We start from the raw sequence: 24707 nt of genomic DNA on the forward strand, positions 1-24707 counted from the left end.
ACCCTCAAGAACGCCGTCCTGACGGACGCCAACCGCGCCTACGCCCTCAAGCTGATGAACCAGGTCGTCCCCGACCAGCGCTGGGGCACCCCGGCCGGGGTGCCCGCCACCGCGACCGTGCACGTCAAGAACGGCTGGGTGCCGCGTGCGACCAAGGGGTGGCGGGTCCACAGCATCGGCGCTTTCACCGGCCATGGCCACGACACCACCCTGACCGTCCTCACCCATGACAACAAGGAGATGAAGGACGGGGTGAACACCATCCAGGCCGTCGCCCGCGCCATCCACAAGGCCCTCAACCCGACCGCCCCGGCGCGTACCGCCTTCGTCCCGCCCGCCGTCCCGCAGGAGTCCATCCCGGCGACGCCGGAGCGCGCCGCCCGGGACGCGGGCCCGGTGCTGAGGTAGGGCGACGCTGTTCCCGGTGCGGCTCGTTCCCTCGCGTACGGGAGGGAACGGACCGCCGGCGAGGTGTCGGGGCACATCGCCCTGGCGCCCGCGCTCGTCCCCCGGCGCGCGCCCCCTGCGCGCCCGAAGGCGCGCCTCTCATGCTCCCAGCGCCCCCGCGACTCGCCGCCCCGATTGTTGCGGCGGGATGAAATGCGCTGCGTATCGCGTTGGTGCCTTCCGGCGGGACAGGTGAGAAACGGGAGGCACCACGTGGCGGCGAAACCAGCGGAACCTGAGGAACGGGCGACGGAACAGGCGGCGGAACAGGCGGCGGACCGGACAACGGACCGGGCTCCGGAGCGGCCCGCCGCGCCCGCCCAGCGCGGCTGGGCCCGTCGGCTGACCGGCTACGCCTGGCGCTACCGCCGCAATGTGATCATCGCGCTCGGTTCCTCCCTCGCCGGTATGGGCGTCATGGCCCTCGTCCCGCTGATCACCAAGGTCGTCATCGATGATGTGGTCGGTGACAGGACCCGCTCGCTCGCCGTCTGGACCGGCCTGCTGATAGCCGCCGCCGTCGTCGTCTACGTCTTCACCTATCTGCGCCGCTACTACGGTGGCCGGCTCGCCCTCGACGTCCAGCACGACCTGCGGACCGAGATGTACGCGACGATCACCCGGCTCGACGGCCGCCGCCAGGACGAGCTGTCCACCGGGCAGGTCATCGGCCGTGCCACCAGTGACCTCCAGCTGATCCAGGGCCTGCTGTTCATGCTCCCGATGACCATCGGGAACATCCTGCTCTTCCTGGTCTCGCTGGTGATCATGGCGTGGCTCTCGCTGCCGCTGACCCTGGTCGCCGTCGCCGTCGCGCCCGCGCTGTGGTGGATCGCCCGCCGCAGCCGTACCCGGCTCCACCCCGCCACCTGGTACGCCCAGAGCCGCGCCGCCGATGTGGCGGGCGTCGTGGACGGCGCGGTCTCCGGGGTCCGGGTCGTCAAGGGCTTCGGCCAGGAGGAGCAGGAGAGCGCCAAGCTCCGCGCCGCGGGCCGCGGGCTCTTCGCCGGGCGGCTGCGCACGGTCAAGCTGAACTCCCGCTACACCCCGGCGCTCCAGGCCGTGCCCGCCATCGGCCAGGTCGCCATGCTGGCGCTCGGTGGCTGGCTCGCCACCCGGGGTGAGATCACCCTCGGGACGTTCGTCGCCTTCTCGGCGTATCTGGCGCAGCTCGTCGGCCCGGTCCGGATGCTCGCGATGGTGCTCACCGTCGGCCAGCAGGCCCGCGCGGGCGTGGAGCGGGTGCTGGAGCTGATCGACACCGAGCCGACCCTGCGCGACGGCACGAAGGAGCTGCCCGCCGCCGCGCCCGCGACGGTGGAGTTCGACGCGGTCACCTTCGGTTACGACCAGGAGCGGCCCGTCCTGGACGGCTTCTCGCTGGAGATCGGCGAGGGCGAGACGGTCGCGGTCGTCGGCGCCTCCGGCAGCGGCAAGTCCACCCTGGCGCTGCTGCTGCCCCGCTTCTACGACGTGACGTCGGGCGCGGTGCTGGTCGGCGGTCATGACGTACGCGAGCTGAGCCTGAGCTCGCTGCGTTCGGCGATCGGGCTGGTGCCGGAGGACAGCTTCCTCTTCTCGGACACGATCCGCGCGAACATCGCGTACGGAAGGCCGGGCGCCACCGACGAGGAGATCGAGGCGGCCGCGCGCGCCGCCCAGGCGGACCGTTTCATCACCGAGCTGCCCCGGGGCTATGACACCGCGGTCGGCGAGCAGGGCCTCACCCTCTCCGGCGGCCAGCGCCAGCGCCTCGCGCTCGCCCGCGCCCTGCTGACCGACCCCCGCCTCCTCCTGCTGGACGACGCCACCTCGGCCGTCGACGCCCAGGTGGAGCACGAGATCCACGAGACCCTGCGCTCGGTGATGGCCGGGCGCACCACGCTGCTGATCGCCCACCGCCGCTCCACCCTCAACCTCGCCGACCGGATCGCCGTCCTCGACGGCGGGCGGCTGGCCGACATCGGCACCCACGAGGAGCTGACCGCGCGGTCCGCGCTCTACCGCGCGCTCCTGACCGACCCGGACGAACTGGGCGGCGTCTCGCCCGGCCATCTCCCGGCCGCCGTTCCCGAGCCGGACGAGGACCGGACCGTACGGGACGAACTGGACGCCGAGTTCGACGCCGAACGCGGGCTCACCCCCCGGCTGTGGGAGCGCGCCGACCTGCCGGAACGCGCCGAACCCGGCGCCACTCCCGAACTCCTCGCCCAGGTCGCCGCCCTGCCCCCGGCCGACGACACCCCGGACGTGGACGAGGCCCGCGCCCTGGGCGCCGGGTCCACCGGCGCGGACGCGGGCAGGCTGCGGATGCTGCTGCGCGGCTTCTGGGGCGCGCTCGGGCTGAGTCTGCTGCTGGTCGCGATCGACGCGGGCGCCGGGCTGCTGCTGCCGGTGCTGATCCGCCACGGCATCGACCAGGGTGTGGAACAGGCCGCCCTCGGCGCGGTCTGGGCCGCCTCCGCGTTCGCCTTCGTCACCGTGATCATCCAGTGGCTGGCGCAGACCGGCGAGATCCGGATGACCGGCCGTACCGGCGAGCGCGTGCTCTACTCGGTCCGGCTGCGGATCTTCGCCCAGCTCCAGCGGCTCGGTCTCGACTACTACGAGCGTGAGCTGACCGGCAAGATCATGACGCGGATGACGACCGACGTCGACGCGCTCTCGACCTTCCTCCAGACCGGTCTGGTCACCGCGTTCGTCTCCGTCGTCACCTTCTTCGGGATCATGGTCGCGCTGCTGGTGATCGACGTCCAGCTCGCGCTCGTCGTCTTCGCCACCCTGCCGGTGCTGATCATCGGTACGTACTTCTTCCGCCAGCAGACCGTGAAGGCGTACGAACTCGCCCGCGAGCGCGTCGCCGTCGTCAACAGCGAACTCCAGGAGACCGTCGCCGGGCTCCGGGTGGTCCAGGCGTTCCGCCGCGAGGGCGCGGGCAACGAGCGGTACGCGGCGGGCAGCGACAGCTACCGCCAGGCCCGGACCCGGGGCCAGTGGCTGATCTCGGTCTACTTCCCCTTCGTCCAGCTGCTCTCCTCCGTGGCCGCCGCGGCCGTGATCATCGTCGGCGCGGGCCGGATCGAGGCGGGCACCCTCACCACCGGCGCGCTGGTGGCCTACCTCCTCTATATCGACCTCTTCTTCGCCCCCGTCCAGCAGCTCTCCCAGGTCTTCGACGGCTACCAGCAGGCCGCCGTCTCGCTGCGGCGGATCCAGGAGCTGCTCGCCGAGCCCGCCTCCACCGCCCCGGCGCGCCGGCCCGTCACCGTGGAGCGGCTGCGCGGCGAGATCGCCTTCGAGGAGGTCGGCTTCGCCTACCAGGGCGAGGAGGAGGCGCTGCGCGGCATAGACCTGCGGATACCGTCCGGGCAGACGGTCGCCTTCGTCGGCGAGACCGGCGCGGGCAAGTCCACGCTGGTCAAGCTGGTCGCCCGGTTCTACGACCCGACGCGCGGCCGGGTCACCGTCGACGGCGAGGACCTGCGGGCGCTGGACATCACCGCCTACCGGCACCGGCTGGGCGTGGTGCCGCAGGAGGCGTACCTGTTCGCGGGGACCGTCCGGGACGCCATCGCGTACGGGCGGCCCGGGGCCGGGGACGCCGAGGTGGAGGCCGCCGCCCGCGCGGTCGGCGCCCATGACATGGTCGCGACCCTCGACGGCGGCTACCTCCACGCGGTCACCGAGCGCGGCCGGAACCTCTCCGCCGGGCAGCGGCAGCTGATCGCGCTCGCCCGCGCCGAACTGGTCAACCCCGATGTGCTGTTGCTGGACGAGGCCACCGCCGCGCTCGACCTCGCCACCGAGGCCCAGGTCAACCAGGCCACCGAACGGCTCACCGGCCGCCGCACCACCCTTGTCGTCGCCCACCGGCTCACCACGGCCGCCCGCGCCGACCGGGTGATCGTGATGGCCGACGGCCGGGTGGCGGAGGACGGGACCCATACCGAACTGCTCGCCCGCGACGGCCGCTACGCGACGCTGTGGCGCACCTTCGTCGGCGAGGACGAGGCTGAGGGCGAGGGCGAGGGTGTGTCGGTACGGGTGTGAGTCCGGTGGCGCGGCGGTGTATGGGTTGGTACGGCGGCGTACGGGCCGGTACGAGCGTGAGTGGGCCGATACGGCGGTGAAGGGTGCCGGGCGCGGACGCCGGGCCCCCGGATGTGTGCGCGGCTACCAGTGGGACGGGGCCCGTTAAGAGTGCTCCGTGTGGACAACCAAGCGGTCGCCCCAAGGCGTCGTACGTACGCACGTACGGCGCACACGACCAGGGGAGAGGATCGCCATGGCGCTCAGTGGGAGAGCGGCACCCGGACGGACGGCGGGACGCGGGGCGGGTACGGGGCCGGGTGTCGCGCACCGGGAGCCGGGCGGGTACGGGGGTGTTCGCGGCGGGGGCCGGGGCTTCGACCCGGGGCGCGTCCCTGATTCCGGTTCCTGTTCCGGACCGGACTCTTGTTCCGGTCCTGGTTCCAGTTCTTGTTCCTGTTGCGGTTCCGGGCGTGGTTCCGTTTATGGTTCCGGGCGGGGTTACGGATCTGGTTCTGGGCGGGGTTACGGATCTGATGCCGGGCGGGTGGCGGGGGTTTCGCGCGGCCAGGCTCCCGGACGGGCCGTGCGCGCCCGGCGACTGGTGCTCGTCCCGTTCCTCGCCGTCCTGATGGCCGTCGGCGGACTCGGCGTCCTCAGCCCCGGTGTTCCGACCGCCTCCGCCGCGCCCGTCTCGGCGGCACCCCGCGCCGGTACCCCGGTCTCCTCCGCCGCGATGTGCTCGGGCCGCCTGGCCAAGGTCGTCTCCTTCTCCACCGGACAACTGCGGGTCTACAAGTCGCGGACGTCCGCGTGCGCGATGACCGTCGCCGCCCGTCCCGGGCCGCGCCGCGCCATGTCCGTCTCGATCCAGCCGCGCGGTGGGCACGCGCGGGCGGAGTCGGGCCGCTTCACCCGTTACGCCGGTCCGGTCACCGTGCACGCCCTCAACCGCTGTGTCCGTGCTTCCGGGAAGGTGGCCGGAGGCGGGGGTTCCACAGGCTGGATCCTCTGCTGACGGCCCGTTGAGGAGTCGCCGAGGGGCCGTCGAAGAGCCTGTCGTGGGGGCGCCGAGGAGCCGCGGGCGCGGTGCCCACGGGCCGTCGACGCGTCGTCGGCGGGGCTGTGCGCGAGCGCCTCCGCGGGGGTGCCAGGGACTCGCGCCCGACCTCTCGTACCCGCTCTGAGCTGGTGACACGTCCCGTCATCCGATCCCGGTCCGGCAGAACCACTTCGCCCGGGGGTCTGGCGGTGCGGGCCCTGGCCCGGCTAGGTTCACCGCGAACCAGTGAAATTTCAGGGGAGGGTTCATGCGCAAGGCGCTCACAGGAGCGTTGCCGCTCGCGATGCTTATCGGCACCGTGGGTGCGACCGGTGCCACGGCAGGTGCGGCGACCGCCGCCGAGCAGGCGGCCCCCGCGGCGGTCACGGCCGTCACCGCGGACATCAAGGACCAGATTCTCGCGATACCGGGCATGAGCCTGATCGAGGAGAAGCCCTATCCGGGCTACCGGTTCTTCGTCCTCAACTACACCCAGCCCGTGGACCACCGCAAGCCGTCCAAGGGCACCTTCCAGCAGCGGATCACCCTGCTGCACAAGGACGTGGCCCGCCCCACCGTCTTCTTCACCTCCGGCTACGGGCTGAACACCAACCCGCGCCGCAGCGAGCCCACGGCGATCATCGACGGCAACCAGGTCTCCATGGAGTACCGATTCTTCACGCCGTCCCGCCCCAGCCCGGCCGACTGGACCAAGCTGGACATCTGGCAGGCCGCCAGCGACCAGCACCGGATCCACACCGCGCTGAAGAAGATCTACGGCAAGAAGTGGCTCTCCACCGGCGGCTCCAAGGGCGGGATGACCGCCACGTACTACGAGCGCTTCTACCCGCGTGACATGGACGGCGTCGTCGCCTATGTCGCCCCCAACGACACGAAGAACGACAAGGACAAGGCGTACGACAAGTTCTTCGCGACCGTCGGCACCCAGGAGTGCCGCACCAAGCTGAACAACATCGAGCGCGAGGCGCTGATCCGCCGCACCGCGCTGAAGAAGATCTACACCCAGTTCGCCAAGGACAACGGCTACACCTTCACCACCGTCGGCACGCTGGACCGTGCCTACGAGGCCACCGTCCTGGACTTCGCCTGGGGCTTCTGGCAGTACAGCCTGGCCTCCGACTGCGACTCCATCCCGGTCGCCAAGACCGCGACGGACCAGGAGCTGTGGAACACGATCGACTCGATCGCGGGCTTCTCCTTCTACACCGACCAGGGCCTGACCCCGTACACGCCGTACTACTACCAGGCCGGTACGGAGCTGGGCGCGCCCACCATCTCCCAGCCCCACCTCAAGGGTCTGAGCCGCTACGGCTACCAGCCGCCGCGCAACTTCGTGCCGCGCTCCATCCCGATGACCTTCAAGGCGGGCGCCATGAAGGACGTCGACCAGTGGGTGCGCAGCCACGGCCGCCAGATGATGTTCGTCAACGGCGAGAACGACCCGTGGAGCTCGGAGCCGTTCCGGGTCGGCAAGGGCAACCGTGACAGCCATGTCTACGTCGCGCCCGGCGCCAACCACGGTGCCAACGTGGCCGGTCTGGCCGCCGCCGACCGTGCCGCCGCCACCGCCTCCATCCTGAAGTGGGCGGGCGTGGCCCCGGCCGCCGTCAAGAAGGCCAAGCCGCTGGCCCGCTTCGACGCCAAGCTGGACAAGCAGGACCGCAAGGAGCTCATGCGCGAGCGGAGCCTGCGTCCCTGACGCTGACGGCGCACCGCGTCGCACCGGCTCCCCGGAGCCGTCCCGAGGGCCGTTCTCGCCGCATCACGCGGCGGGGGCGGCCCTCTTGGCGTGCGGGCGTGCGGGCGCGTGTGCGTGCGGGTGGGGGTGCGGGTGCGGGTCGCGCGGGTGTGTGCGCGGGGGTGTGGGGGTGGGGGTGCGGGTGGGCTCATCCGGCCCGTGGGCCCTGGCTCGCGTCCGTCCTGAGCCGGGCCCTCGTACCGTTCCCTCGCGCTTGCGGCCATCCGGCCATCCGGCCACCCCGGTCGGTGAGCCCCCGTGCGTCCCTGGTCTCCCAGGGGCCGCTGGTGGCTCGGGGTGGCACGGCGTACGACCCGGTTCCGCTCAGCCGCCGCCGCGTCGTGCGAACGCGGCCCGCGTCCCCGCCTGGTGTGCTCACTCCGGCCGCACCTCACCTCCGTACGGCCGTCGCGTCCCTCCTGTACTCCTCCGTACGGTCAGCGGCTGTACGACAGACCGTGGCCGATCGGGAAGAGGTCCTTCGTCGGGTCGTCGGCGCGCGGGACCGGCACGGGGAGACGGCCCTTGGGGGTGGCCCGGCCGGCGATCACCTTGGCGGCGGCGCGGAGTTCGACCTCGGTCCAGCCGTAGGAGGCCAGGGAGGCGGCGACGCCTTCGAAACGGGAGATGTCGTAGGGGTTGCGGACAGCCAGGGTGATCACCGGGACCCCGGTGGCGACCAGCCGGGCCACGAGGGTGCGCTGGGCGCTGGTGGCGGAGACATTGTGGGTGGTGACGATCACCGCGTCCTGGCCCTCGGCCGCCGCGACCGCCTGTTCGATCTGGAGCGCGGTCGGGGCGGTGCCGGTGGTCAGGTTCACCGTACGGAAGCCGTAGCCGGTGAGGGTGTCCGCCAGGAAGGCGGTGGCGGCCGCGTCGGTGCCGGTGGGGGAGGCCGGAGCGGCGCCGACGACCAGCACATCGCGGTCCCGGCGGCGGTGGAGCGGCAGGGTGCCGCGCTCGTTGACCAGCAGGGTGGTGGTCCGGCTCGCGATGTCCTCGGCGGCGGTCAGATGCTTACGGACGCCGACCGTCCGCTCCACGTCCCGGGTGGTGACATACGGGTCCTGGAGGAGCCCCAGCTTGTCCTTGAGACGAAGGATCCGCAGGACCGATTCCTCGATCCGGGCGACCGTCAGCTCGCCGTCCTTGACCGCCTGGACGACCGCGTTCCAGGCCAGGTCGATGTCGGGCGGGAAGAGCAGCTGGTCACAGCCCGCCTTCAGGGCCAGCACGGGGACACGCGCGTCGCCGTACTTCTCCCGTACGCCCTTCATATTGAGGGCGTCGGTCACGATCATCCCGTCGAAGCCCAGCTCACCGCGGAGGATGCCGGTGATGATCGGGTGGGAGAGCGTGGCCGGGTCATTGGTCGGGTCCAGCGCCGGGAACTGGATATGCGCCGTCATGATCGAGTCGATGCCCGCGTCGATGGCGGCCTTGAAGGCCGGGGCGTCGATCCGTTCCCACTCCTCCCGGGTGTGGGTGATCAGCGGCAGACCGGTGTGGCTGTCGACGCTGGTGTCGCCGTGCCCGGGGAAGTGCTTGGCGCAGGCCGCGACCCCGGCGCTGCCCGCCCCCTTGACCTGCGCGGCGACCAGCCGGGCCGCCGCCTGGGCGTCCGAACCGAAGGAACGGATCCCGATCACCGGGTTGGCCGGGTTGACATTGATGTCGGCGACGGGCGCGAAGTTGTTGAGGATGCCCATCGCCGCCAGCTCCGCGTTGGCGATATACGAGGCGTTGCGCGCGTCCGAGCGCGAACCGCTCGCACCCAGCGCCATGGCCCCCGGAAGCTGGGTGGCGGGCTTGCCGATACGGGTGACGATCCCGCCGTGCTCCTGGTCGATGGAGAGCAGCAGCGGTACGCGACTGGGAAGCCCCAGTCCGGTGCGCTGGAGATCGTTGGAGAACCGCGCCATCTGGTACGGATCGCCGATGTTCTGGGACCAGTTGAAATAGAGGATGCCGCCGAGGCGGTACTTGGTGACCAGCTCGACCGCGTTACGGACACCGTGGTCACGCAGGTTCAGCGCCTCGTGCTCGGGCGCGGGGGTGAGGGCCGAACGCCCATAGACATAGGTCGAGAACAGCTGTCCGACCTTGTCCTCCAGACTCATCTCGTCGATGAGGTTCCGCAGGTACTTCTCACCCCGCCGGGTCTTCGCGCCCGCGGCCTGGGCCAGGGGCGCCGAACCCACGCTCACGGCGGCGGCCGCCGTCGCGGTGGCGGCGATGACGGTACGTCTGGACAGACTCCAGTCGCGCATGGTGATCCTTCCGGCCTTTTACGGCAAAGGAGTTGAAGGAAACTGCCAAGGACAAACGGATAACCGGAAGATAACTTCCAGGTCAAGGGGGTCCCGGCGGGTAACACCAACACCTTCTGAAAGATCACCGGTACGGCCTGATAGGCCCGAAATGAGGAAGGCCCCGGAAGCGGGGCCGGGGATACCCGTGAGGAAGCGGGCGGGGGCTACCGGCACGGAGGCGGGCCGGGGCTTCCGCCACCGGTACCGCCGGGAGGGGGAGGCACCGGTGGCGGCGACCCCAGCGACCACAGCGGACGGGAGTAGGGAACCGCCCGGTCCGCACAGGGCGGCCCAGCGGAACCCACGCTGCGGACCCACTCGGTGGGGCTGCCCCATGAGACGGCGAACCTCACCTCCAGGTTGCCTCCCCCTCACCCGTCTCTTCAGCAACAACTGAAACTGAGGGCGACCGGCCCTCACGCCTCCCCGCGCATCGCGTGGAACCGCTCCCGCAGCAGTTCCACCGCCGCCCGCACGGCCGGCCGCCGCGTCACTCCGGCCCGCCACACCGCGTACAACCGCCGCCGGGGCACCGGCTCCACCATCGTCACCGCCACCCCCTCCGGCAGCACCCCCCGCCCCAGCCGTGGCACCACCGCGATGCCCAGCCCGGCACTCACGAGCGCCAGCTGAGTGGGGATCTCCTCCGCCTGATGGGCCAACAGCGGCTCGTGGCCCGCCGCCCGCACCGTACGGACCAGCCAGTCATGGCAGACCCGGCCGGGCGGCTGGCAGATCCACCGTTCACCCTTGAGGTCGTCCTGGGTCACGGGCCCGCCGCCATCCGCCAGCCGATGGCCCACGGGCACGGCCAGATCGCAGATGTCATCGCCGATCCAGGCCGTCTCCACTCCCTCGGGAGCGGGGAGCGGCGCGATGTCCCAGTCATGGGCGACGGCGAGATCCGTGGTCCCCCGGGCCACCTGATCCACGGAGAGATGGGGGTCGACCTCGCTGAGCCGCACATCCAGGGCGGGGTGGCGCCGGGCCAGCTCCGCGAGTACCCCGGGCATCAGTCCGCGCGCCGCCGACGGGAAGGCGGCGATCGTCAGCATCCCGGTGGGGTGCCCGCGCCGCTCCTCCAGGGTGGTCTCGGCCCGCTCGACGATGGCGAGCAGCTCCGCCGCCGTGGCGGCCAGATGGAGGCCCTCGTCGGTGAGGGCCACGCCCCGCCCCCGTCGCTCCAGCAGGGTGGTCCTGGTCTCCCGCTCCAACTTGGTGATCTGCTGGGATACGGCCGAGGGCGTGTATCCGAGCGCCTCGGCCGCCGCCGCCACCGAACCGTGCAGGGACACCGCGTGCAGCGCCCGCAACCGTCCCAGGTCGAGCATGTCCGCTCCTCCGCTTCTCTCGCCCTCTTAAGCATAAGCAGCGCTAAATCCCACCCTGAAGAAACCTTCGCTAGTGCTACATGATCGATGCGGCGATGCTCGATCCATGCGCCCCGCCCATATCGCCCTCGCCGTCACCGTCGCCGCCGTCTGGGGGGTGAACTTCGTCGTCATCGAGATCGCCCTCGACCACTTCCCGCCGCTGCTCTTCTCCGCACTGCGGTTCCTGGTCGCGGCCGTGCCCGCGGTGTTCCTGGTCGGTCGGCCGAAGGTCGCCTGGAAGTGGATCATCGGGGTGGGACTGGCGCTGGGGGTGGGGAAGTTCGGGCTGCTCTTCATCGGGATGGACATCGGGATGGACGCGGGGTTCTCCTCGCTCGTCCTCCAGATCCAGGCGGTCTTCACGGCGCTGATCGCCGCCGTCTTCCTGGCCGAACGCCCCCGCCCGGTCCAACTGCTCGGCATGACGGTCGCACTGGGCGGGATCGCGCTCGCCGCCGTGGACGCGGGCGCCTCCGGGCCGCTGCTGGGCTTCGTCCTGGTGCTCGCCGCCGCCGTCTGCTGGGGGGTGTCCAATGTGCTCACCCGCAAGGCGGCCGCCCCGGACGCGATGAACTTCATGGTCTGGGTCTGCACCGTCCCGGTGCTGCCGCTGCTCGTTCTCTCCCTGATCTTCGAGGGGCCGCGTGCCGACCTCGACGCACTGCGGGGCGTCGACTGGGGGACCGCGGGCGCCGTGGTCTTCGTGGCCTGGGTCTCCACGGTGCTCGGCTTCGGTGCCTGGTCGGCGCTCCTCCAGCGCTACCCGGCCTCCTCGGTGGCTCCCTTCGCCCTGCTGGTGCCCGTCTTCGGGATGTCCTCGGCCGCCCTCTTCCGCTCCGAGCCCCTCACCCTCCTGCGCCTTCTCGCCGCCCTCCTCCTGGTCGCCGGCGTCGCCCTGACCTCTCTCCCTTCCCGTACGCGTACGAAGCCGATCCCACCCCCTGGCGCCCCCACCCCGGCCGGCCCTCCCCCTGTCGGCGCCGTACGCCACTGAGACGGCCAAGCCCTCAGGAGACCGGCGTCGCCCCATCGCGCCGACCGGAGCCCGACCGGGCCACCGGGTGGCTTGGGGCGGCGGCCGGGTGGGTTGGCACGGTCGGGGGGCTTGGGTGGCGGCCGTGTGGCTTGGGGCGGCGGCCGGGTGGGTTGGCACGGTCGGGCGGCTTGGTGGCCGGGCTACCGGGCCGCAGCTGCCCCGCCCCTCCGTGAGCCCGCTCGGAAGGGCGAGCGGCGGTGACTCATACGCCCGGGGAGAGACCGCCGAGAAGCCGACGGGCACACCCCTTCTCATCTCATCTATGAACAGGGTCCTCCGTTGAACCGGTCCTCCGTTGAACCGGTCCCCGTTGAACCGGTCCCCATTGAACCGGTCCCCGATGAACTGCTCCCTATGAGCCGGACGGGGCCAGCAACCCCTCCAGATGTTTCCGGCCCGGCACCAGCAGCCCCGGCAGATCCGCCGCCTCCGGATGCCAGCGCTTCTCGTACTCCCAGCTCACCCAGGACGACGACGGCAGCAACGCGAGACACTCCGCGAGCGGCAGCACACCGGCGCCCAGCGGCAGCGGCGCCAGGTCCTGCCGTGACGCCACATCCTTGACCTGCGCATACCCGAGGAATGGCGCGAGCGCGGCATACGCGGCGGGGGGCTCCTCACCTTCCAGCCAGGGGTGCACCACATCCCAGATGGCCCCAGCGTGACGGTGACCCACCGGGCCCAGCATCCGGGAGACCTGGGCGCCGGTCCGATGGGAGTCATGGGTCTCCACCAGGAGGCGCACCCCCAGCCCCGCCGCCGTCTCCGCCGCCAGGCCCAGCCTGCGCGCGGCGGTCTCCTCCACGGCGGACGGCTGCTGGCCCTCACCACCGGGGAAGACCCGCACGAACGGGGCGCCCAGATCGCGGGCGAGCCAGAGCAGTTCCCCGATCTCCTGGAGTACGGGCGCGTCATCGCCCTCGGTGCCCAGCCCGGTATACCCGCAGACCGCGAGTACCCGTACCCCGGCCCGCTCGAACTCCTTGACCGCCTGCGCCCGCTCCGGCTGCCCGGTCCCCCTGTGAACCGGTTCATCCGGTGCGGCCCGCAGCTCCACTCCCTCATATCCACAGTCGGCGGCGAGCGCGGCGACTTCCCGGACAGGCATCCCCGGCACACCGAGCGTCGAGAAGGCGAACCTCATCCGAACCTCCCATTCCTCATTTCGCCAAGCGGGCCCTTGGACACGACCGGGGCACCCGCCCTTACCCTCTCTCGGCTACCCGGCCGTACCGCCGTCCCCACCTCCACGGGAGACGGCCCTCCATGTGGCCGCCGACTCCGAACCACGGAGCCCCGGGCTCCGCCACGCCCTCCCTGGCCGACGTGCCGTGAACACGCCCTCAGCCCCCGTCGCCCGTAGGTCGTGTCGTCACCATGGCGCCGTCCTCCCCTCGGACGAGTCCGGAGGGAGGGGCCTGCGTGTCCGGCGCCGGGGGCACTCCCCAGGCTCCGCCCGGGGCGCCGCCTCCCGGGCCACAGGGTCCGGGGCCGCGCCGGGCGTCGTGGGCCAGGCGGGATTCTGACACCACGGCCTCGGCACACCTCGCCCCCGCCGAAGCCATCCCCTCGGCCCCATCGCCCAGATCGCCGGGAACGGGAGCCCTCAGACCCTCCGTACTCCGCCGCTTCCACCGGGGACCGGGCCCACGCGTCACCCGCTGACGGAACTCCACCCGCCCACCCGGGCGGGCGATGGTCCAGCGCGCACTCCCGTGACTACTCCCGCGGAGCGCCGGTCGATCCCCGCACCATCAGCTCACCGTCGATCCGGGCGATGCCTCCGGGCGGCGGTGGCTCGTTGCCCATCGCGAGCCGCCCCGCCCGTGCGCCCGCCTCGTACAGCGGCAGTCGCACCGTCGTCAGCGCTGGAACGGCGTCCACCGAGAACGGCAGGTCGTCGAAGCCCGCCACCGAGACATCGTCGGGGATCCGCAGCCCCCGGTCCCTGAGCGCGGCACAGGCGCCCAGGGCCACGGTGTCGTTCGCGGCGATGATGGCGGTCAGCTCCGGCTCCCGCCGTAGCAGCTCGACAGCCGCGTCATAGCCCGACTGACGGTCATAGGGGCCATGGACGGTGAGCCGGTCCTGGCTCCCCCGCACCCCGGCCGCGGCGAGCGCCTCACGGTGCCCCTCCAGCCGGTGTCGGGTGGTGGTCCGCTCCCGCGGGCCCGCCACATAGCCGATCACCCGGTGCCCGAGCCCGGCCAGATGCTCCGTCAGGGCCCTCGCCCCACCCCGGTTGTCGAACGTCAGCGCCGCCAGCGCCGACTCGCCCGGCATCGGTGGCCGTCCACACAGCACCACCTTGGTCCCGGCGTCCGAGAGCTTGCGCAGCTTGGCCGCGATGGCGGCCACATGCACCGGATCCTCCAGGGCTCCACCGGTCAGCAACACCGCCGCCGCCCGCTGTCGCTGCAACAGCGTCAGATAGGTCAGCTCCCGGTCCGGCGAACCTCCGGTGTTGCAGACGACGGCGAGCTTCTCCCCGCCCGCCCGCCCGGATCCCTCCTGTCCGCCGATCTCGGTCTGTGCCGCCCCCGCCATGATCCCGAAGAAGGGGTCGGCGATGTCGTTGACGAGTATTCCGACAAGATCCGACGTCGCCGCCGCCAGCGAACTCGCCGGGCCGTTCAGGACGTAGTCCAACTCCTCGACCGCCCGCAGCACGCGCTCTCGTGTCGCCGCCGCGACCGGGTAGTTGCCGTTGAGTACCCGGGATACCGTGGCCGGGGACACCCGGGCGCGCGCCGCGACATCCGCCAGGGTGACTGTCATCGCTTTCCTCCGGGGAGACGGGCCTGGACCCTTGTCCGAGCTGCTGTCGGCAGGCTAGCGTCATAGCGTTTAGAAAGCGCTTGCTGCTGGTCTGTCCAGCCCTGGCTCCTCGGCGAACCCGCCCAGTGCGCCACACCCGCCCCATCCGCCCCCTCAGCTCACCGGCGTCCGGCGAAGCCTCCCGCGTCACCACTTCTCTCTCCACCTCCTCTCCCTTCACCGTCTGTCCTGGCACCCTCTGTCCTGTCACTGCCGGTACGACGAATGACCGCACCCCACCGCACTCGACCTCCGGCCGCAGCCCAGCCGGGCGCCCCCCCCGACACACCACCGTCCTTCGGGTTCTCCGCGCTCCCCGTCCTCCGCTCTCATCCTGGCCGCCACCACCTGATGGCGGGTCCGTCCACCAGCAGCCCCTTGATCGGCACTCCCCGGAATCGTCCAGCCATCGACAGCCGCCCGAGCGGCCCGGCCGCCGCTGTGAGGCCAGTTGGAGCGTCGAGAAGCCCCCTCGGCAGCCCACCACCGAACCTCGTGCCGCCCGAGATGCCACGGGACGCCACGGGACGACCAGCACGAGGACCAGCCCAGGATGAAGCCCCCGACAGGCCCATACAGACCCATACAGACCCCGGCGGGACCTCGACAGGGCCGAGCGCCCGGACTCTCCCGATGCCCCACCCCGCTGGGCGAAGCCGAGCCCCCGGCCAAGCCGACGACACCTCCAATCCGACCCAGCCCAATCCAACACACCGCGCGCACCGCACCAGGCGAGCCAATGTGCCGAACCGGGCCAACGCGTCGCCCCAGTCGAGCCGACGCGCCCAACCGAGCGACGACGGACTGCCGTCCCGACAGGCTGACTCACCCTCAGCACCCGGCCTGATCCGACCTGTGGCCTGGCCGCACCCGTGAGCCCACGACATCCGAGAACTCATGTCCCCCGAGACGTGTTTCCAAGAGCGCCCCGAGGCGCAACCACCCCGAAGAGCTGGAGTCCGCCGAAACCCTGGAGGCAGCTTCGTGACACGCCGGACCGTGCGGATCGCCATGAACGGCGTCACAGGGAGGATGGGATACCGCCAGCACCTGGTGCGTTCCCTCCTGGCCATTCGAGACCAGGGCGGACTCGACCTCGGCGACGGCGACACCCTGTGGCCCGAACCCGTCCTGGTCGGCCGTCGTGAACCAGTCCTGCGCGCCCTCGCGGAACGCCACGGTCTGGCCCGCTGGTCGACCGATCTCGACGCCGTCCTCGCCGACGACAGCCCGGACGGGCGGGTGGACATCTACTTCGACGCACAGATCACCTCCGCTCGTGTCCCCGCCCTCCAGCGCGCCATCGCGGCGGGGAAACACATCTACACCGAGAAGCCCACGGCCCCCGACCTCTCCTCCGCCCTGGAACTGGCCCGTCTCGCCACCGCGGCGGGCGTCCGCCACGGGGTGGTCCAGGACAAGATCTTCCTGCCGGGTCTTCTCAAGCTGAAACGACTGATCACAGGTGGTTTCTTCGGCGACATCCTCTCCGTGCGAGGTGAGTTCGGATACTGGGTCTTCGAGGGAGACTGGCAGGCCGCGCAGCGCCCTTCCTGGAACTATCGGGCCGAGGACGGCGGTGGGATCACCGTCGACATGTTCCCGCACTGGGAGTACGTCCTGCATGAGCTGTTCGGCCGTGTCACCAGCGTGAACGCCCATGTCACCACGCATATCCCCCGTCGCTGGGACGAGCGGGGAAAGCCCTACGCGGCAACCGCCGACGACTCCGCCTACGCCGTCTTCGAACTCGACAGTGGTGCCGTGGCCCAGATCAACTCCTCCTGGGCGGTCCGGGTGATGCGCGACGAGCTGCTGGAGTTCCAGGTCGACGGCACCCATGGCTCGGCGGTCGCGGGCCTGCGCCACTGCCGTGTACAGCACCGCTCGGCCACGCCCAAGCCCGTCTGGAACCCCGACCTGCCCGCGACGGAGTCCTTCCGGGAGCAGTGGCAGGAGGTCCCCGACAACACCGAGTTCGAGAATGGTTTCAAGGCTCAGTGGGCCTTGTTCCTGCGCCATGTCGTCCTCGGTGAGCCCTACGGCTGGGACCTCATGGCGGGCGCACGAGGCGTCCAGCTCGCGGAACTCGGTCTGCGTTCCTCTCAGGAGGGCCGCCGACTGAGCGTGCCGGAGCTGGAACCGTGACCCTCCGCCTGCCGGACGTCTCCGGTCGGCTTCGCGCCTACACCCCCAGGTCCGAGCCCGCCCCGTTCCTCACCCGGCGCTCGCGTTCATCTGACCACCTCCTCTCCCGCACGGTCTTCGCCGCCGCGCATGTCGTCTCCGATCCCTGTGCCGACCCCAGTCCCGGAGCTCCCGCCGTCCTGGACTGGGACGCCACCCTCGCCTTCCGCCACCACCTGTGGTCACACGGTCTGGCCGTGGCGGAGGCCATGGACACCGCCCAGCGCGGCATGGGCCTCGACTGGTCCACGGCAGCGGAGCTGATCCGGCGCTCGGCCGCGGCCGCGCGATCCGTCGGCGGCAGGATCGCCAGTGGTGTCGGCACCGACCACCTCACCGGACCGGCTGGCCTCGCCGCCATCCGCCAGGCGTACGAGGAGCAGCTCGCGATCGTCGAGGAGGCCGGGGCCCAGCCGATCCTGATGGCCTCCCGTGCCCTCGCGGCGGCCACCCGGGCACCCGAGGACTATCTCCATCTCTATGGAGAGCTGCTCCGGCAGGCCCGTGAGCCGGTGATCCTGCACTGGCTCGGCCCCATGTTCGATCCCGCGCTCCACGGCTACTGGGGCAGCTCTGACGTCTCCCGCGCGACCACCACCTTCCTCCAGCTCGTCGCCGACCACGCGGACAAGGTCGACGGCGTCAAGATCTCTCTGCTCGACGCGGGGCGCGAGATTGCCCTGCGGCGACGGCTCCCCTCCGGTGTGCGCTGCTACACCGGTGATGACTTCCACTATCCCGAGCTGATCGCGGGCGATGAGCATGGCTTCAGCCACGCGCTGCTCGGTGTCTTCGACCCCCTGGCCCCGCTCGCCGCCCACGCGGTCCATGCCCTGGACGCGGGGGACACCGAGGAGTTCCACTCCCGGCTCGATCCATCCGTCGACCTCTCCCGTCTGCTCTTCGAACCACCGACCCGCTATTACAAGACGGGCGTTGTGCTGCTGGCCTGGCTCGCCGGGCACCAGTCGCACTTCGCGATGGTTTCCGGCCTTCAGTCCGCCCGCTCACTCCCGCATCTCGCGCGTGCCTACGAGGGGGCGGACACCCTTGGTCTCTTCCCGGACCCCGATCGAGCGGAGGCCCGTATGCGCTCCCTCCTCACCGTCTATGGAGTCGATGCGTGACACCTCCGCCGACACCCCCGATCCCCGCCCTCGCGCTCCCGCGACCTTCGCGGACACACCCGGCCTGGGCTCCAGCGCTCCCGGTAACGCCGAAGGACAGGGCCACGACGGAAACGGCCACGTTGGGTACCGCCACGAGGGAGACGACCGACATCTCATCTGATACAGACACATATGCGGGCACACTGTCGTCGCCGGTACCGTCGGACTCCGCGGGACGCCTGTCCCCGCGGACTGCGGCGGACACCACGCACACGACGGACGCTACGGACACAGCGGGCGCGGCCCGCGCAAGGAGCGCGCTCGACTCCACGCGCTCGACTCTTCCCCCAGGGCGGGACCGCCTGAGCGTCAACCAGATGACGGTGCGGCAACTGTCCCTGCCTGCCCTGATCAACGCCTGCCTCCGTCAGGGAGTTCCCGCCGTGGGACTCTGGCGTGAACCCGTCCTCTCGTACGGTCTCGTCGCGGCGGCCACCCTCGTCCGGAACGCTGGGCTCACCGTCACCAGCCTCTGCCGAGGCGGCTTCCTCACGGCCGAGGACTCTGGCCTCCGTGCCCGTGCCCTCGACGACAACCGGGCCGCCGTCGACGAGGCCGCGGCGCTTGGAACGGACACTCTGATCCTGGTCTCCGGCGGGCTTCCCGCAGGTAGTCGCGATCTGGCCGGGGCCCGGGAACGGATCGCGGACGCTCTCGCGGTGCTCGCCCCGTACGCGGGGGAACGCGGCGTGCGGCTGGCGGTCGAGCCTCTGCACCCGATGTTCGCGGCGGACCGCTGTGTTGTCTCCACCCTCGCTCAAGCGCTGGCCCTCGTGGAGCGATTCTCGGCCACCGAGGTGGGGGTGGCGGTGGATACCTACCACGTCTGGTGGGACGAGACCGCCCCGGCGGCGGTGGCGCGTGCGGGCGCGGCCGGGCGTATCCATGCCTTCCAGCTCGCCGACTGGACCACTCCTCTGCCGGCGGGTGTGCTGAACGGCCGGGGGCAACTCGGTGATGGGTCGATCGATCTGCGGGCGTGGCGCCGCCGTGTGGATGACGCGGGCTACCGGGGACCGATCGAAGTGGAACTCTTCAACGAGGACCTCTGGGCCCGGGACGGCGAGACCGTCCTGGCCGAGACCGTGGAACGGTTCACCACCCACGCCTGGTGACGGCCGCCCGGTCCGGTATCTCACGGACGCGACACGACTCCTGACCGCGCCCAGGTTCCCCTCTCGCGGATCCCACGCCCGTATCAACTCATGACAATTCGCACCAGATCGTACTGAGTCGTACTGAGTCGTACTGAACGGATCGAATGCCCCGCCCGGCCCGTGTGGGGAAGCCGGGGTGAGGAAACCCGTGTGGAGAAGCCCCTGCGGAGAAGGAGAGACCCTCGCGAACCTCGGACGCGGGACGGGAGGGAAGAGCGGGAAGAAGGCGGAGGGACGGCAGGAGAGGCGAGCGTACGAGAGGGAAAGAGTCCAGCGTACGGAGCGCGAAGGCCGGGAGTGAAAATTGTCGCCCCCGGCGGTACAACCCTTCACGGCGGACGCGAGTCGTACCTGTCATCAAGGCTCTCGGGGGGGATTCCTGGGGGGGAAACGGAGAGTCTTGAGGGGGGATAGGAGGGGCCCGGCCGTGATGGCCGGGCCTCCTCGGTCTTCGCCTCCAGCGCTCCCACTGCCGGAGAGTTGTCCACAGGCTGAGCGGGTTGTCGGACCTCGGGGGTAGCGTCGGTGCATGTCCAATCTGGCAGTGCTCGAAGGGGTCCTTGAGCGGATCACCTACGCCAATGAGGAGAACGGGTACACGGTCGCGCGTGTGGACACGGGTCGTGGCTCCGGCGAGCTCCTCACGGTGGTCGGCTCGCTGCTCGGTGCCCAGCCGGGCGAGTCGCTGCGCATGGAGGGCCGCTGGGGCTCGCATCCGCAGTACGGCAAGCAGTTCACGGTGGAGAACTACACGACGGTCCTTCCCGCCACCGTCCAGGGCATACGCCGCTATCTCGGTTCGGGGCTGATCAAGGGGATCGGCCCGAGGATCGCCGAGCGGATCGTGGACCACTTCGGCGTCGACACCCTCGATGTCATCGAGGGCGAGCCGAAGCGCCTGATCGAGGTACCCGGCCTCGGGCCCAAGCGCACCCGTCTGATCGGTACGGCCTGGGAGGAACAGAAGGCGATCAAGGAGGTCATGGTCTTCCTCCAGGGGGTCGGCGTCTCCACCTCCATCGCGGTGCGGATCTACAAGAAGTACGAGGACGCGTCGATCTCGGTCGTGAAGAACCAGCCCTACCGGCTGGCGGCGGATGTCTGGGGCATCGGCTTCCTCACCGCTGACAAGATCGCCCAGTCGGTGGGGATACCGCATGACAGCCCCGAGCGAGTGAAGGCCGGACTTCAGTACGCGTTGTCGCAGTCGACCGATCAAGGGCACTGCTTCCTGCCTGAGGAGCGGTTGATCGCCGACGCGGTCAAGCTGCTCCAGGTGGACACCGGCCTGGTCATCGACTGCCTCGGTGAACTCGCGGCGGAGGAGGAGGGAGTCGTCCGCGAGCAGGTGCCCGCTCCGGACGGTGGCGATCCGGTCACCGCTGTGTACCTGGTGCCCTTCCACCGCGCCGAGATATCGCTCGCGGGCCAGCTGAGACGGCTCCTCCATGCGCCGGAGGACCGGCTTCAGGTGTTTCAGGACGTGGCCTGGGACAAGGCGCTGGCCTGGCTTGCCGATCGTACGGGCGCCGAGCTGGCACCCGAGCAGGAGGCGGCGGTCAGGCTGGCGCTCACCAGCCGGGTCGCCGTCCTGACGGGCGGCCCGGGCTGCGGGAAGTCCTTCACCGTCCGCTCGGTGGTGGAGCTGGCCCGCGCCAAGAAGGCCAAGGTGGTCCTCGCCGCTCCCACCGGGCGCGCCGCGAAGCGGCTCTCCGAGCTGACCGGAGCTGAGGCGTCCACCGTGCACCGGCTGCTGGAGCTGAAGCCGGGCGGTGACGCCGCCTATGACCGTGACCGTCCGCTCGACGCGGACCTGGTGGTGGTCGATGAGGCGTCGATGCTGGATCTGCTGCTTGCCAACAAGCTGGTGAAGGCGGTCGCGCCCGGGGCGCATCTGTTGCTGGTGGGCGATGTGGACCAGTTGCCCAGTGTGGGCGCGGGCGAGGTGCTGAGAGATCTGCTCGCCGAGGGCGGTCCGGTACCGAGGGTGCGGCTGACGCGGATCTTCCGCCAGGCCCAGCAGTCGGGCGTCGTCACCAACGCGCACCGGATCAACTCCGGTCAGCAGCCGCTCACGTCGGGTCTCTCCGACTTCTTCCTCTTCGTCGAGGAGGAGACGGAGGACGCCGGGCGGCTCACCGTGGATGTGGCGGCGCGAAGAATTCCAGCCAAATTCGGGCTTGATCCCCGGCGTGACATCCAGGTGCTGGCGCCCATGCACCGGGGTCCGGCGGGCGCGGGCACGCTCAACGGCCTTCTCCAGCAGGCCATCTCGCCCGCCCGCCCCGATCTCGCGGAGAAGCGCTTCGGTGGCCGGGTCTTCCGCGTTGGAGACAAGGTCACGCAGATCAGGAACAACTACGAGAAGGGCAGGAACGGCGTCTTCAACGGCACGGTCGGTGTGGTCACCTCGCTCTCCCTTGATGACCAGCGGCTGACGGTGCTGACGGACGAGGATGAGGAGGTTCCCTATGACTTCGATGAGCTGGACGAACTGGCACACGCCTACGCGGTGACCATTCACCGCTCCCAGGGCAGCGAGTATCCGGCGGTGGTGATCCCGGTCACCACCGGGGCCTGGATGATGCTTCAGCGCAATCTGCTGTATACGGCGGTCACCCGGGCCAAGAAACTCGTGGTGCTGGTCGGCTCCCGCAAGGCCCTCGGTCAGGCGGTCCGCACGGTCTCCGCCGGGAGACGGTGCACCGCGCTCGACCATCGGCTCGCTGGGGTCTGATCGTGTGTCCGGCCTGATCCGGGGGTGAATCCGACCCTCTCCCGGGCTCGCCCGGCCGAGGGAAGGAGGCCAGTCCCGGGGTGGGAAATGCCACCCCGGCTTCCGGAATCAGGGCGAACGGGGCAGGATGGGCTAGTTGGCGGCACTCAGTGCCGCCAAAGGGCCCAACAGTCGACCCCGAGTGCACTCTACGGAGCCAAATGGGGGATGGTAGAGACAGTCAGGGCACCTCGAAGAAGAGGCACTACGTCGGTGAGGGATGACGTGAGCGACAACTCTGTAGTACTGCGGTACGCGGACGGTGAGTACACCTACCCGGTGGTCGAGAGCACCGTCGGTGACAAGGGCTTCGACATCGGGAAGCTCCGAGCCCAGACCGGTCTGGTGACCCTGGATAGCGGCTACGGCAATACGGCCGCCTATAAATCCGCGATCACCTACCTTGACGGTGAGCAGGGCATCCTGCGCTACCGCGGCTACCCGATCGAGCAGCTCGCCGAGCGCTCCACCTTCCTTGAGGTGGCCTACCTGCTCATCAACGGCGAGCTTCCGACGGTCGACGAGCTGGCCGCCTTCAAGGGCGAGATCACCCAGCACACGCTGCTGCACGAGGACGTCAAGCGGTTCTTCGACGGCTTCCCGCGCGACGCCCACCCGATGGCCATGCTGTCCTCGGTCGTCAGTGCCCTGTCCACCTTCTACCAGGACAGCCACAACCCGTTCGACGAGAAGCAGCGCCACCTCTCCACGATCCGGCTGCTCGCCAAGCTGCCCACGATCGCGGCGTACGCCTACAAGAAGTCGATCGGCCACCCCTTCGTCTACCCGCGCAACGACCTCGGGTACGTGGAGAACTTCCTGCGGATGACCTTCTCGGTCCCCGCGCAGGAGTACGACCTGGACCCGGTCGTGGTCGCCGCCCTCGACAAGCTGCTGATCCTGCACGCGGACCACGAGCAGAACTGTTCGACCTCCACGGTCCGCCTCGTCGGTTCCTCGCAGGCCAACATGTTCGCCTCGGTCTCCGCGGGTATCTCGGCCCTGTGGGGGCCGCTGCACGGCGGTGCCAACCAGTCCGTGCTGGAGATGCTCCAGGGCATCCACAACTCCGGCGCCGACGTCGACACCTTCATCCGCAAGGTGAAGAACAAGGAGGACGGCGTCCGGCTGATGGGCTTCGGCCACCGCGTCTACAAGAACTTCGACCCCCGGGCGAAGATCATCAAGGCGGCCGCCCACGATGTCCTCTCGGCGCTCGGCAAGTCCGACGAGCTCCTCGACATCGCCCTGAAGCTGGAGGAGCACGCGCTCTCCGACGACTACTTCGTCGAGCGCAAGCTCTACCCGAACGTCGACTTCTACACCGGACTCATCTACCGCGCCATGGGCTTCCCGACCGAGATGTTCACGGTGCTCTTCGCCCTCGGCCGACTGCCCGGCTGGATCGCCCAGTGGCAGGAGATGATCAAGGAGCCCGGCTCCCGTATCGGTCGTCCGCGCCAGATCTACACGGGCGTCGTCGAGCGCGACTTCGTCCCGGTCGAGGCCCGCTGACGATCTCCCCGGCGGGTCCGGTCCGGCCCGCCGAGCCCCGCTGAGGGGTCCCCCCTCGGCTCCCTCACCTCCGCCTCCGGGCGGGCCATGGTGCCCACCCGGCGGGCGAAGGGCTACAGGGCCCCGCCGACGCGGGGCGTGGTGCGCGGCATCGCGCGTTCCGCGCCCGCAGTGGCCTCTGTGCAGTTCCACGCCCGCCTCATCCCCTCCGGGGGATCCGGCGCGGGTCTCAAGGCGCGTCCAGCGGCCCTCAGGGCCTCCGGGCGCGCTTTTCGTGAATGGTCGGCGCCCTCTCGCGGGCCGTGGATCGCACTGACTCCGTTGTGTCACCGCTACGGGGCGGAACGTCATCGCTCCGGCGGGGGCGAGGCCGGCGTCGAAGACGGGTTCATGGCGGCCGCGCCCGGCGACCGTGCCGTACATACGAAAGCGCCCCGCCGCCGATCCCCCCACGGGTCGACGAACGGGGCGCTTCCCATATCCCCGGAGCGGATTCCCCCCACGGGATCCGGCCGGGTGTCTGCGGTAGCGATAGCTCCACACGCGGTCTGCCGGGGTACGTACGCACGGGAGGGCCGCTCAAAGCTCCCCGGGCACGTGCCCCGGCCAACGCTTGCCTGGGATGTCCCCCAAGACATCCCATGAACGTCCCCCAAGACGTTCCTGGCATCGCCCACTAAGACTCACGAGGAGCCCTAATGGTTACCCTCAAATATCTGTGATCTAGGTCTCCTTGTGAAGGTCTTGTGCGTCACATGTAGCCACCGAAAGCCCTGCCCCGGAGGGGTGCCCCTCGCCGCAAAGGCGGACGAAAAGGCCAGAAGTCGAACGGTGGTCGCGGCGCTGACCTGGGGTGATGCTAGCGAGGATGTGTGGGCGGGGACAGGGGTGAAGGTGCGAAAAGTTTGTCTCTGATCATGTCCGGACCGCCTTCTGGTCATCTTCTCGCCATCTTGGTGGCGTGGGTGACCGTCAGGGCGCCGTCGTGCGTCCGGGTGATCATCCTGTCTCCACCTGGCCGCCCGCGGCCCTCCGTCCCCGGCATTCCTGGCGTACGCGCGGCCGCGCCCGGCCAGTGTGTGACTGGC

At 70.4% G+C, this 24707-nt stretch carries 13 protein-coding genes and 1 pseudogene; 10 read left to right on the plus strand and 4 right to left on the minus strand.

Annotation, left to right across the window (positions count from 1 at the left end):
- The 4 genes and pseudogenes from ACFVIM_RS15975 to ACFVIM_RS15990 form a co-directional block, all read left to right on the plus strand.
- A pseudogene (locus ACFVIM_RS15975) lies at positions 1-408 on the plus strand (hypothetical protein); the annotation flags it as partial.
- 381 nt (positions 409-789) lie between these two features.
- On the plus strand, positions 790-4497 hold the full coding sequence (locus ACFVIM_RS15980) for an ABC transporter ATP-binding protein (RefSeq protein ID WP_384301505.1): 3708 nt from the start codon (positions 790-792) through the stop codon (positions 4495-4497).
- Between the two features lie 565 nt (positions 4498-5062).
- Positions 5063-5494 carry a hypothetical protein gene (locus tag ACFVIM_RS15985; protein ID WP_384301481.1) on the plus strand — a complete coding sequence of 144 codons (432 nt, stop codon included), beginning with the start codon at positions 5063-5065 and terminating at the stop codon, positions 5492-5494.
- A gap of 292 nt (positions 5495-5786) precedes the next feature.
- Entirely contained in the window at positions 5787-7238 is a 1452-nt protein-coding gene (locus ACFVIM_RS15990; RefSeq protein ID WP_384301483.1) for a S28 family serine protease, read from the plus strand.
- 476 nt (positions 7239-7714) lie between these two features.
- Here ACFVIM_RS15990 and ACFVIM_RS15995 read toward each other — a convergent pair whose 3' ends face one another.
- Positions 7715-9547, minus strand: coding sequence for a glycoside hydrolase family 3 protein (locus ACFVIM_RS15995; protein WP_384301485.1), 1833 nt, complete (start codon positions 9545-9547; stop codon positions 7715-7717).
- Between the two features lie 458 nt (positions 9548-10005).
- A complete protein-coding gene (locus tag ACFVIM_RS16000; protein WP_384301487.1) occupies positions 10006-10920 on the minus strand; it encodes a LysR family transcriptional regulator in 915 nt (304 codons plus the stop codon).
- A gap of 106 nt (positions 10921-11026) precedes the next feature.
- On the opposite strand from ACFVIM_RS16000, the gene ACFVIM_RS16005 reads away from it, so the two are divergent.
- Entirely contained in the window at positions 11027-11956 is a 930-nt protein-coding gene (locus tag ACFVIM_RS16005) for an EamA family transporter (RefSeq protein WP_384301489.1), read from the plus strand.
- Positions 11957-12350: 394 nt separating this feature from the next.
- On the opposite strand, the gene ACFVIM_RS16010 is transcribed toward ACFVIM_RS16005, so the two are convergent.
- Positions 12351-13142: a sugar phosphate isomerase/epimerase family protein gene (locus ACFVIM_RS16010; protein WP_384301491.1), complete on the minus strand. Its 792-nt coding sequence runs from the start codon at positions 13140-13142 to the stop codon at positions 12351-12353.
- 575 nt (positions 13143-13717) lie between these two features.
- Positions 13718-14776 carry a LacI family DNA-binding transcriptional regulator gene (locus tag ACFVIM_RS16015; RefSeq protein ID WP_384301493.1) on the minus strand — a complete coding sequence of 353 codons (1059 nt, stop codon included), beginning with the start codon at positions 14774-14776 and terminating at the stop codon, positions 13718-13720.
- A 1023-nt stretch (positions 14777-15799) separates the two neighbouring features.
- On the opposite strand from ACFVIM_RS16015, the gene ACFVIM_RS16020 reads away from it, so the two are divergent.
- The 5 genes from ACFVIM_RS16020 to ACFVIM_RS16040 all read left to right on the plus strand — a co-directional run bounded on the left by ACFVIM_RS16020 (position 15800) and on the right by ACFVIM_RS16040 (position 23619).
- A complete protein-coding gene (locus ACFVIM_RS16020) occupies positions 15800-16963 on the plus strand; it encodes a Gfo/Idh/MocA family protein (RefSeq protein ID WP_384301495.1) in 1164 nt (387 codons plus the stop codon).
- Positions 16960-18129 carry a dihydrodipicolinate synthase family protein gene (locus tag ACFVIM_RS16025; protein ID WP_384301497.1) on the plus strand — a complete coding sequence of 390 codons (1170 nt, stop codon included), beginning with the start codon at positions 16960-16962 and terminating at the stop codon, positions 18127-18129. Before ACFVIM_RS16020 ends, ACFVIM_RS16025 begins: the two co-directional genes overlap by 4 nt.
- Positions 18130-18488: 359 nt before the next feature.
- The gene (locus ACFVIM_RS16030) at positions 18489-19286 is read left to right on the plus strand and encodes a sugar phosphate isomerase/epimerase family protein (RefSeq protein ID WP_384301499.1); all 798 of its coding nucleotides are present in this window, start codon (positions 18489-18491) and stop codon (positions 19284-19286) included.
- Between the two features lie 571 nt (positions 19287-19857).
- Positions 19858-22065, plus strand: a complete 2208-nt coding sequence (locus tag ACFVIM_RS16035) for an ATP-dependent RecD-like DNA helicase (protein WP_384301501.1) — start codon at positions 19858-19860, stop codon at positions 22063-22065.
- A gap of 264 nt (positions 22066-22329) precedes the next feature.
- On the plus strand, positions 22330-23619 hold the full coding sequence (locus ACFVIM_RS16040) for a citrate synthase (protein WP_384301503.1): 1290 nt from the start codon (positions 22330-22332) through the stop codon (positions 23617-23619).
- Positions 23620-24707: the final 1088 nt, after the last annotated feature.

This window comes from Streptomyces sp. NPDC057638 (assembly GCF_042800315.1).
Lineage (GTDB): Bacteria > Actinomycetota > Actinomycetes > Streptomycetales > Streptomycetaceae > Streptomyces.

Bases quoted from the DNA above. Each gene is read 5' to 3' on its own strand.
- ACFVIM_RS16015 (WP_384301493.1), bottom strand. From the start codon at position 14,776: ATGACAGTCACCCTGGCGGATGTCGCGGCGCGCGCCCGGGTGTCCCCG.
- ACFVIM_RS15990 (WP_384301483.1), top strand. From the start codon at position 5,787: ATGCGCAAGGCGCTCACAGGAGCGTTGCCGCTCGCGATGCTTATCGGC.
- ACFVIM_RS16000 (WP_384301487.1), bottom strand. From the start codon at position 10,920: ATGCTCGACCTGGGACGGTTGCGGGCGCTGCACGCGGTGTCCCTGCAC.
- ACFVIM_RS16030 (WP_384301499.1), top strand. From the start codon at position 18,489: ATGACGGTGCGGCAACTGTCCCTGCCTGCCCTGATCAACGCCTGCCTC.
- ACFVIM_RS15995 (WP_384301485.1), bottom strand. From the start codon at position 9,547: ATGCGCGACTGGAGTCTGTCCAGACGTACCGTCATCGCCGCCACCGCG.
- ACFVIM_RS16035 (WP_384301501.1), top strand. From the start codon at position 19,858: ATGTCCAATCTGGCAGTGCTCGAAGGGGTCCTTGAGCGGATCACCTAC.
- ACFVIM_RS16010 (WP_384301491.1), bottom strand. From the start codon at position 13,142: ATGAGGTTCGCCTTCTCGACGCTCGGTGTGCCGGGGATGCCTGTCCGG.
- ACFVIM_RS16005 (WP_384301489.1), top strand. From the start codon at position 11,027: ATGCGCCCCGCCCATATCGCCCTCGCCGTCACCGTCGCCGCCGTCTGG.